This is a genomic window from Glaciecola sp. HTCC2999 (assembly GCF_000155775.1).
GTDB lineage: Bacteria > Pseudomonadota > Gammaproteobacteria > Enterobacterales > Alteromonadaceae > Opacimonas.
Genome location: NZ_DS989810.1, coordinates 625707 through 634699, shown reverse-complemented (window position 1 = coordinate 634699; position 8993 = coordinate 625707). Strand labels below are relative to the sequence as shown.

Sequence of the window (8993 nt, the reverse complement as noted above, 5' to 3'; positions counted from 1 at the left end):
AGGAGGTTAGTGCAATGGCATAAGCCAGCTTAACTGCGAGACAGACACGTCGAGCAGGTACGAAAGTAGGTCATAGTGATCCGGTGGTTCTGTATGGAAGGGCCATCGCTCAACGGATAAAAGGTACTCCGGGGATAACAGGCTGATACCGCCCAAGAGTTCATATCGACGGCGGTGTTTGGCACCTCGATGTCGGCTCATCACATCCTGGGGCTGAAGTCGGTCCCAAGGGTATGGCTGTTCGCCATTTAAAGTGGTACGCGAGCTGGGTTTAGAACGTCGTGAGACAGTTCGGTCCCTATCTGGTGTGGGCGTTGGAAGATTGATGGGAGCTGCTCCTAGTACGAGAGGACCGGAGTGGACGAACCGCTGGTGTTCGGGTTGTTTTGCCAAAGGCATTGCCCGGTAGCTACGTTCGGAACGGATAACCGCTGAAAGCATCTAAGCGGGAAGCCGGCCCAAAGATGAGTCTTCCCAAGAGATTTAATCTCTCTGTAGGGTTGTTGTAGACGACGACGTTGATAGGCAGGGTGTGGAAGCGTTGCAAGGCGTTAAGCTAACCTGTACTAATTGCCCGTGCGGCTTAATCATACAACGCCTAAGCTGCTTTAAAGTAGTTAGGTTGCGTTTGATAGTGACAATAAGATAATCAAGATGTAGATGAGAGTAGCGCTCAGACATTAAATATACTTTTATATAGCTTTTTCCAAATTAGTTAAGAACATGATGTTGATGACAGATATCACATCAAACCAGTTTTTGCTTGGCGACAATAGCGATACGGTACCACCTGACTCCATTCCGAACTCAGAAGTGAAACGTATTAGCGGCGATGGTAGTGTGGGGCTTCCCCATGTGAGAGTAGCACATCGCCAAGCTCCCATTACGAAGAAAGGCTTACCTTAGGGTAGGCCTTTTTTTATGCGTGAAAGAAAGTAATAAGGTAAAAGCCCTTTATCCTCCCTCATTATAGAGAAGTATTTCTGTCCTTTAGTCCATCTTAACATTTTTATATAAGCGTCTAACCTTTATAAAAATAAACCATTTTTAATGTAAATCATAATAAGGACATATAATGACAAACTTTTATCAGCAAGATCACTTTAAGCATCAATCAATCAAGCATAAGCATCACATCTATAATAAAAATAATATTGCTTATGTTTTATCTAATAACAAAGTATATCACTGGCCATTCCCTGTAAAAAAATATCGTTTTATTAACCATTTACACAATAGTCTTATTCCACCTACACAGTCGAGTAAAAATCACATACTATGCACTGATTATTATAAATAATATTTTGAGTTATTTTAAAATAGGCGTATAAAGGCGTACTTAAAATCGTTGTTAATTTTGACAGAACAGGACTATGAAATGCGTATTGCGATATTATCAAGAAATGGTAATTTATATTCGACTCGCCGATTAAAAGAAGCAGGTGAAGCACTTGGTCATCAAATAGATGTTATCGATACTATGCATTGTTATATGGATATTACCAGTAATCGACCATCGGTTAGATACAAAGGGAAGCCATTACCTTACTATGATGCGGTTATTCCACGCATAGGTGCTTCAGTCACCTTTTATGGTACCTCTGTGGTAAGACAGTTTGAAATGATGGGTACTTATAGTATTAACGAATCTGTTGCGATCAGCCGATCGCGAGACAAATTACGTTCGCTACAACTGTTATCGAGAAAAGGTATAGGTATGCCTCGCACAGGCTTTGCTAATCATCCGGACAAAATTGATGATTTAATTAAGAACGTTGGTGGTGCACCAGTGGTTATTAAACTATTAGAGGGTACTCAAGGTATTGGAGTGGTTTTAGCGGAAACGTCCAAAACTGCCGAAGCTATTATCGAAGCATTTATGGGGCTCAATGCGAGCATCTTAGTTCAAGAATATATTAAAGAAGCTGGCGGGGCCGATATTCGCTGTTTAGTGGTAGGCGGTAAAGTTATTGCAGCAATGAAGCGTCAAGCCGCGCCAGGTGAGTTTCGTTCTAATTTACATCGAGGTGGATCAGCAAGTATTGTTCGTTTGTCGCCTCAAGAAAGAAAAACGGCTGTTGACGCTGCTAAAACTATGGGGCTGGGTATGGCGGGTGTTGATATATTACGCTCAAATAATGGACCAGTAGTAATGGAAGTGAATTCATCACCTGGTTTGGAAGGTATCGAAAAAGCGACCGGAAAAGATGTAGCTACTATGGTTATTGAGCATATTGTGAAACACGCAAAACCACATAAAACCAAAACAATAGGTAAAGGTTAGGATATAACGACAGATGACAAGAGCCTCTATTGCTCCAATTACCATTGGTGGTGTCACAATAAATGCGGGTGAAACTAAGCGTATTGAGTTACCTATGCCACTTTTATATACCAATACACAAATGTCTATACCAGTGCATGTCCAGCGCGGTAAACGACCTGGACCGACATTATTTGTAAGCGCTGCTATTCATGGAGATGAACTCAATGGAATTGAAATTGTTAGCCGTTTACTTAAAAGTAAATCTATTAAAACTTTGCGCGGTACGTTAATTGTCGTTCCGATGGTGAATGTATATGGTGTTTTGAACCAATCTCGTTATTTACCGGATCGGCGAGATTTGAATCGAAGTTTCCCTGGGAGTAGAAAAGGTTCACTTGCAGGTCGTATTGCACATTTGTTTTTAAATGAAATTGTGACTCACTGTGATTATGGTATTGATCTCCATACTGGTGCGATACATCGCAGTAATTTACCCCAAATACGGGCCAATTTAGATGATCCAGAAACCTTAGCAGCGGCTAAAGCTTTTGGTATGCCTGTGTTACTTAATGCTGAAGAGCGTGATAACTCACTCAGGCAAGCTGCATCAGAGCGTGGTGTTAAAGTTATTTTATATGAAGCGGGTGAAGCACTTCGCTATGATGAGTTCTCTATTCGCGCAGGGGTCAAAGGTATCATTAACGTGATGCGCGAAATAGGTATGTTAAATAAGCGCAAAGGTTCAGGTAAACAAGTACGATTATTTATTGCGCGGCAAAGTGGCTGGGTGCGAGCTAGTGAAAGCGGCTTTGTTAATCATGTCGCGCAATTAGGTGATCATGTTGGTAAAGGTGATGTGCTCGCTACGATTTCTGACCCGTTTGGCACTCTACTTGATACCATTGTTTCTTATAATGAAGGTGTTGTAATTGGTAAGCAAAATATCCCTCTAACACAAGAGGGAGAAGCAATGTACCATATTGCTTATTTTTCAAAACCGAATTTCGTGGCTGAGCATGTTGAATTGCTCCAAGATAAACTGGATCTGGAAGAAAATCCTAATCCAATAACTGATTAAAGACTATGAAAAAAATAGTAATCGGCTCATTAGAAAAATGTGATTTACCCCAATTAGGGATCGAAGGCTTACATGTTCGTGTTGATACAGGGGCTAAAACGTCATCTTTACATGTGGATAATATTAAAGAGTTTACGAAAGACAATGTTATGTGGATTTCGTTTGATATCCATCCAGATGTTTATGATATTGACGAAATAGTACGCAAAGAAGCTAAAGTAGTTGATATTAAACGGGTTAAAAGTTCAACTGCGACTAAGCAACGTCGATACGTTATCCACACAAAAATTAGCATGGCTAATAAAAGTTGGAAAATAAGGCTAACATTGACGGATCGTTCGACCATGACATATCGTATGTTATTAGGAAGAGAGGCTATGAAAGGTCGATTTATCGTCGATCCTGAATGCCAGTACCGTTTAGGCTAAGCACAAAAAAGGTAAATAATGACTCAATATACAGGCGCGTTAGCCAAAATGCATGTTCATGCAGACACTGAACACCATGTCCAATACACCTTACCTATTGGTGAGCATCTAGTGGAAATGAATTCGCTGATTGGACGAAAATTGACCTTAACGAATTTAGCGCAAATTAACTGTATTCATTGTGGCACACAAACTAATAAAAGTTACTCTCAAGGATTTTGTTTCAATTGTATGCGGGCATTGGCGCAATGTGATGACTGTATTATGAAGCCTGAACAATGTCATTATTCCCAAGGAACTTGTCGAGAACCACAATGGGGTGAGGCACATTGCTTTAACACTCACTTTGTTTATCTTGCTAACACGGGTCAAAGTAAAGTGGGGATAACTCGTCAAATTCATGGCAACGTATCCTCTCGTTGGATGGATCAAGGCGCTTCTCAAGCGATTGTCTTGTATCGTGTAAGTAACCGGTTAATGAGTGGTTTGGTCGAGACGGCCTGTAAGTCATTTATTTCGGATAAAACAAACTGGCGTTTGATGCTTAAAGGTGAACCTGAAAAACTAGATCTCAAGGCTTTAAAAGAAGAAATGAAAACTGCAATCGCTCCGCAAATTCAAACAATTAGAAATGATTATGGCTTACTCGCAGTTCAAGATGTAGAGCATGAGACAATCGACATTCATTATCCTGTTACTCAATATCCAGAAAAAATCACATCACTTAACTTAGATAAAGAACCTTCATTTACCGGTACACTTTTAGGTATCAAAGGCCAATATTGGATGTTAGATAATAATCGTGTAATAAACATACGAAAATATACGGGATATCAAGCAACATTATCGGTTATTGATTAATCACTATTTAAATGGCTACTTTGCAGATATTTACCTATTAGACTATTAGGGATAAAGGCTATATTTTTAACCTTGTTCCCTTTATAATTAGTCGCATTAAAACTTTATATTTACGTACATCCATGGAGTAGTACAATGTCATCTGATTCAAATTTCAAAGACCCATTCAACGTTTGGTATTTTTTAGCTGCTATTGGCATGTTAGTAGCATTACCGTTATTAAACGTAATTTGCGGTTGGTTCGTATTCTATTTCTCAAAATAAAAATAATAAGGGTGAATTTTGTCGGGCAAATATATTAAATCGGTTATTAAAACTATTCCGGATTACCCAAAGCCAGGGATTATGTTTCGTGACGTCACAAGTGTCTTAGAGGACCATGAAGCTTTTAATCAATGTATTGAATTGATGGCTGAACATTATAAGTCATTTAAATTTGACAAAATTGCAGGCACTGAAGCTCGTGGTTTTCTATTTGGTGCGCCTTTAGCATTGTCTATGGGGATTGGTTTTATCCCTGTACGTAAACCTGGAAAGCTTCCCCGCGCAACAATCACTGAAGCATATGAACTTGAATATGGTACTGATAATCTTGAGATCCACCAAGATGCCATAAACCCTGGTGAACGTGTGTTAATGATAGATGATTTACTCGCAACAGGTGGCACTATGATCGCTACTGCCAATCTGATTAAACGCTTAGGTGGTGTGGTTGAACATGCTGGCTTTGTGATTTCATTGCCCGATATTGGCGGTGAACAAAAACTCAAAGAGGCTGGGATTACTCCTTACGCGATTTGCGAATTTGAAGGCGATTAATTTACTATGAGCTATCAAGTCCTAGCACGGAAATGGCGTCCGAATAAGTTTTCCGAACTTGTAGGACAAGAGCATGTGGTGACTGCAATATCTAATGCATTGGATAATAATCGCCTCCATCATGCCTATTTATTCACTGGCACTCGAGGTGTCGGTAAGACAACGATAGCTCGAATTTTTGCTAAAAGCCTCAACTGTGATACCGGATTAAGTGCTAACCCATGCGGTGAATGCGGTACTTGCAGAGATATTGAGCAAGGTCGTTTTGTCGACTTACTTGAAATCGATGCAGCCTCCCGCACTAAAGTGGATGATACTAGAGAGCTATTAGACAATGTCCAATACCGCCCGACGCAGGGCGATTATAAAGTTTATCTGATTGATGAAGTGCATATGCTATCTAAGCATAGTTTCAACGCGTTATTAAAAACGCTTGAAGAGCCGCCTCCACATGTGAAATTTTTACTGGCCACTACAGATCCACAAAAATTACCTGTAACGATTTTATCTCGTTGTTTACAGTTCAACTTAAAAGCGTTATCGCGCGAACAAATACAACAGCAACTATCTCATGTGTTAACTCAAGAGCATATTAATCATGAACCTGCCGCATTGGCTCAATTAGCCCGTGCTGCTAATGGTAGTATGCGAGATGCATTAAGTTTGACTGACCAAGCTATTGCTCAAGGTAATAACCAAATCAGTACCGTCGTTGTCTCTGATATGTTGGGGTTGATGGATAAAAATCAAATTCTCAAAATACTTCACAGTATGATAGAAGGAGATAAAATTGCTGTTTTTGAACAAGTAGAATCGTTAGCGCAAACATCACCGAATTATGCACATGTGCTCGATGAGCTAATGAGCCTATTACACCAAATTGCAATGACCCAAGTGGTACCAGAAGTGTGCAAGTTAGAGACGATCTCTGCACGTGCTATCTATAAACTTGCCGGGTCAATCTCTAAAGAACATGTACAGTTACTATATCAAATGGCATTGAACGGTAAACAAGATTTGCCTCACAGCATGGATGGTCGCAGTGGTTTTGAAATGGTGTTATTACGCATGTTAGCGTTCACACCAGTGACTCCTATTGATGGTTTTGTTGATATCATTAAAACAGATATGCAAAATCATATTGCTGAGGTAGGTGAGATGGTGACATTCGCCGCAGAACCTGAAGTCGTTTCGCCTGAGCCCACCATACTAGAAGCGCCAGTTATAGAGCAAGAGCCTAAAAGTACTACAAACCCGATGATTGAGTCTGAATCTGCAGTTGATCCAAAGGCTCAGCCAGAGACAATTGTTCCTTATCAGTCAGAGGTAAGGGAAGAAATTGATCCAGAACCTACAACTGCTCCTGAACCTGTTAAAGAGCCAGTTTCTGTCATTGTCGAAGATGAAGAAAATAGTGCAGAAAAAGTTGATTTCTCAGCGGTCATGAACGATATGTTTTCAGAGCCAGAGCCAGAGCCAGAGCCAGAGCAGCCTCAAGTTTCGGTATCAACACTTCAAGGTCCGGATGAATCTGCGATGTTTCAAGAACAAGCTGAGATCATGCATGAAGCCCATGAGATGCATCCATCGCAATTCGATGAGCAATCGCTACCTCCAGAAGCCTATATGAATGATGACTATTCAGACGTGCCTATTGATGTGCAAGTTGAACAGGAAAGTCAACCACAAATAAATACAGTTGCGAGTAATGCTATTGATGACCTATTAGCATTAAGTGACGATCTCAACACGGATTCTCCGAGTAACGAAAGCAACGAAAGTCTTGTTGAAAAAGCATCGATAAATAAGCTAGACAGTGAAACCCCAATTGTTGCTGAGCACAAAGGTGAATCAAAGCCAGAAATGGAGCTTAAACCAGAGTTGTTTGAGATGCAGTTGGATGCAGTTGCAGATTCGCAAACAGTACCAGAGTTAAATACGACTCCTATAATGTCAGCTCCTACTATACAAACCGAACCAGAGGTTCAGGCCGAATCACTTTCTCAGCCAGAACGTGACCCATCAAAAATGGGGTTGGTCGATAACTCAGAATTAGTCAAAGTGACTGTACAAAAAGTTGATGTGCAGGGTTTACAAGCGATTTTACCTAATGGTGATAAGTTGACGAGCGCAGCTCAGATTGATGAGTGGACGAATGTCATTGGTCAATTGAATTTGACAGGTTTAAATAAACAGTTAGCGATTCATGCATCATTTAGTCGAGAAGGCGATGTAGTTACTTTATTGTTAGGTCAAGATAAAGCTCACTTACACAATGAAACGTCCGTTAACGCATTGGCAGAGGCTTTGTCGGTATTTTTCGATACGTCGATCACATTGCAGGTGAGTTTTGGTGAGCCCATTAATACGCCTTATGCCTTACAAATGCATATTAATCAAATCCGCAATGAATATGCACAATCTATTTTAAATTCAAATCCTGAACTACAAAAACTACAAAGTACCTTTGGTACATCAGTGGTATCAGGCACATTAAAACCAAAACCGTAGGAAGTTATTATGTTTAAAGGTGGTATGGGAAATATCATGAAACAAGCTCAGCAGATGCAGGAGCGCATGGAAAAGTCACAAGCTGAGTTGGCGAATATCGAAGTATCAGGAGAAGCTGGTGCGGGTATGGTCAAGGTCACTATGACCTGTAATCATAACGTTAAACGCGTTCATATAGATGATGCGTTAATGGATGATGATAAAGACATGATCGAAGATTTAGTTGCTGCTGCATGTAATGATGCTGTTCGTCGTGTTGCTGAAACGACCAAAGAAAAAATGGCAGATGTGACAGGTGGTATGCCTCTTCCTCCGGGTTTTAAAATGCCTTTCTAAGGTATTTTTTCATATAGGTCATCATGTCATATGAAATATAGCCCGCTTATTACTGAGTTGATTGAGAGCTTTAAATGTTTACCTGGTGTAGGAGCAAAATCAGCTCAGCGCATGGCATTTCATTTACTAGAGCGCAATCGTGAGGGGGCTATGCGTTTAAGTCATTCATTGCATGATGCCATGGAACATGTGACGCATTGTGAGTCTTGCCGAACTTTTACGGAAAGCAAATTGTGTGGGATATGTTCAAGCCCCGCTAGAAAGCAAGCACAAACGCTGTGCATTGTTGAATCCCCGCAAGATATTCTCGCTATTGAACAAACTTCTGAGTTTGGTGGGCAATACTTTGTGCTGATGGGGCACTTATCACCAATTGATGGTATTGGGCCAGCTGAAATTGGGTTAGATATTTTGGCTCAACGTTTGGCGAATGAAAATATTCAAGAAGTCATACTCGCTACCAACCCCACTGTAGAGGGTGAAGCGACAGCGCATTACATTGGTCAAATGTGTACAAAACATGATGTAAAAGCGACTCGAATTGCACATGGTGTACCAGTAGGTGGAGAGCTTGAATATATTGATGGTAATACCTTAACTCATGCATTTTCTGGGCGTCGTTCGATTTAAAAATTTTTCAGTCTTTTATACTTGAAAAAGATCCAGTTAGCCTTACATATCTAAACATCAAACA

Annotated in this window: 9 protein-coding genes and 1 rRNA gene; all 10 read left to right on the top strand. The window is 40.4% G+C overall.

The window, feature by feature from the left end; translation table 11 throughout:
• Nucleotides 1-762 precede the first annotated feature (762 nt).
• The 10 genes from rrf to recR all read left to right on the top strand — a co-directional run bounded on the left by rrf (nucleotide 763) and on the right by recR (nucleotide 8929).
• A 5S ribosomal RNA gene (gene rrf, locus G2999_RS02790) occupies nucleotides 763-878 on the top strand.
• 500 nt (nucleotides 879-1378) lie between these two features.
• Nucleotides 1379-2284, top strand: a complete 906-nt coding sequence (gene rimK, locus G2999_RS02780; protein ID WP_010178494.1) for a 30S ribosomal protein S6--L-glutamate ligase — start codon at nucleotides 1379-1381, stop codon at nucleotides 2282-2284.
• Between the two features lie 13 nt (nucleotides 2285-2297).
• Nucleotides 2298-3344 (top strand): succinylglutamate desuccinylase/aspartoacylase family protein, encoded by a 1047-nt coding sequence (locus tag G2999_RS02775; protein ID WP_010178493.1) that lies wholly within the window; start codon nucleotides 2298-2300, stop codon nucleotides 3342-3344.
• Nucleotides 3345-3349: 5 nt separating this feature from the next.
• On the top strand, nucleotides 3350-3772 hold the full coding sequence (locus tag G2999_RS02770) for a RimK/LysX family protein (RefSeq protein WP_010178492.1): 423 nt from the start codon (nucleotides 3350-3352) through the stop codon (nucleotides 3770-3772).
• An 18-nt stretch (nucleotides 3773-3790) separates the two neighbouring features.
• Entirely contained in the window at nucleotides 3791-4633 is an 843-nt protein-coding gene (locus G2999_RS02765) for a DUF2797 domain-containing protein (protein ID WP_010178491.1), read from the top strand.
• Nucleotides 4634-4768: 135 nt separating this feature from the next.
• A complete protein-coding gene (locus tag G2999_RS13760) occupies nucleotides 4769-4897 on the top strand; it encodes a hypothetical protein (protein ID WP_010178489.1) in 129 nt (42 codons plus the stop codon).
• A gap of 18 nt (nucleotides 4898-4915) precedes the next feature.
• On the top strand, nucleotides 4916-5452 hold the full coding sequence (gene apt, locus G2999_RS02755; RefSeq protein ID WP_010178488.1) for an adenine phosphoribosyltransferase: 537 nt from the start codon (nucleotides 4916-4918) through the stop codon (nucleotides 5450-5452).
• Nucleotides 5453-5458: 6 nt separating this feature from the next.
• Nucleotides 5459-7963: a DNA polymerase III subunit gamma/tau gene (gene dnaX / locus G2999_RS12780; protein ID WP_010178487.1), complete on the top strand. Its 2505-nt coding sequence runs from the start codon at nucleotides 5459-5461 to the stop codon at nucleotides 7961-7963.
• A gap of 9 nt (nucleotides 7964-7972) precedes the next feature.
• Entirely contained in the window at nucleotides 7973-8299 is a 327-nt protein-coding gene (locus tag G2999_RS02745; RefSeq protein WP_010178486.1) for a YbaB/EbfC family nucleoid-associated protein, read from the top strand.
• A 30-nt stretch (nucleotides 8300-8329) separates the two neighbouring features.
• Entirely contained in the window at nucleotides 8330-8929 is a 600-nt protein-coding gene (gene recR / locus G2999_RS02740; RefSeq protein WP_010178485.1) for a recombination mediator RecR, read from the top strand.
• Nucleotides 8930-8993: the final 64 nt, after the last annotated feature.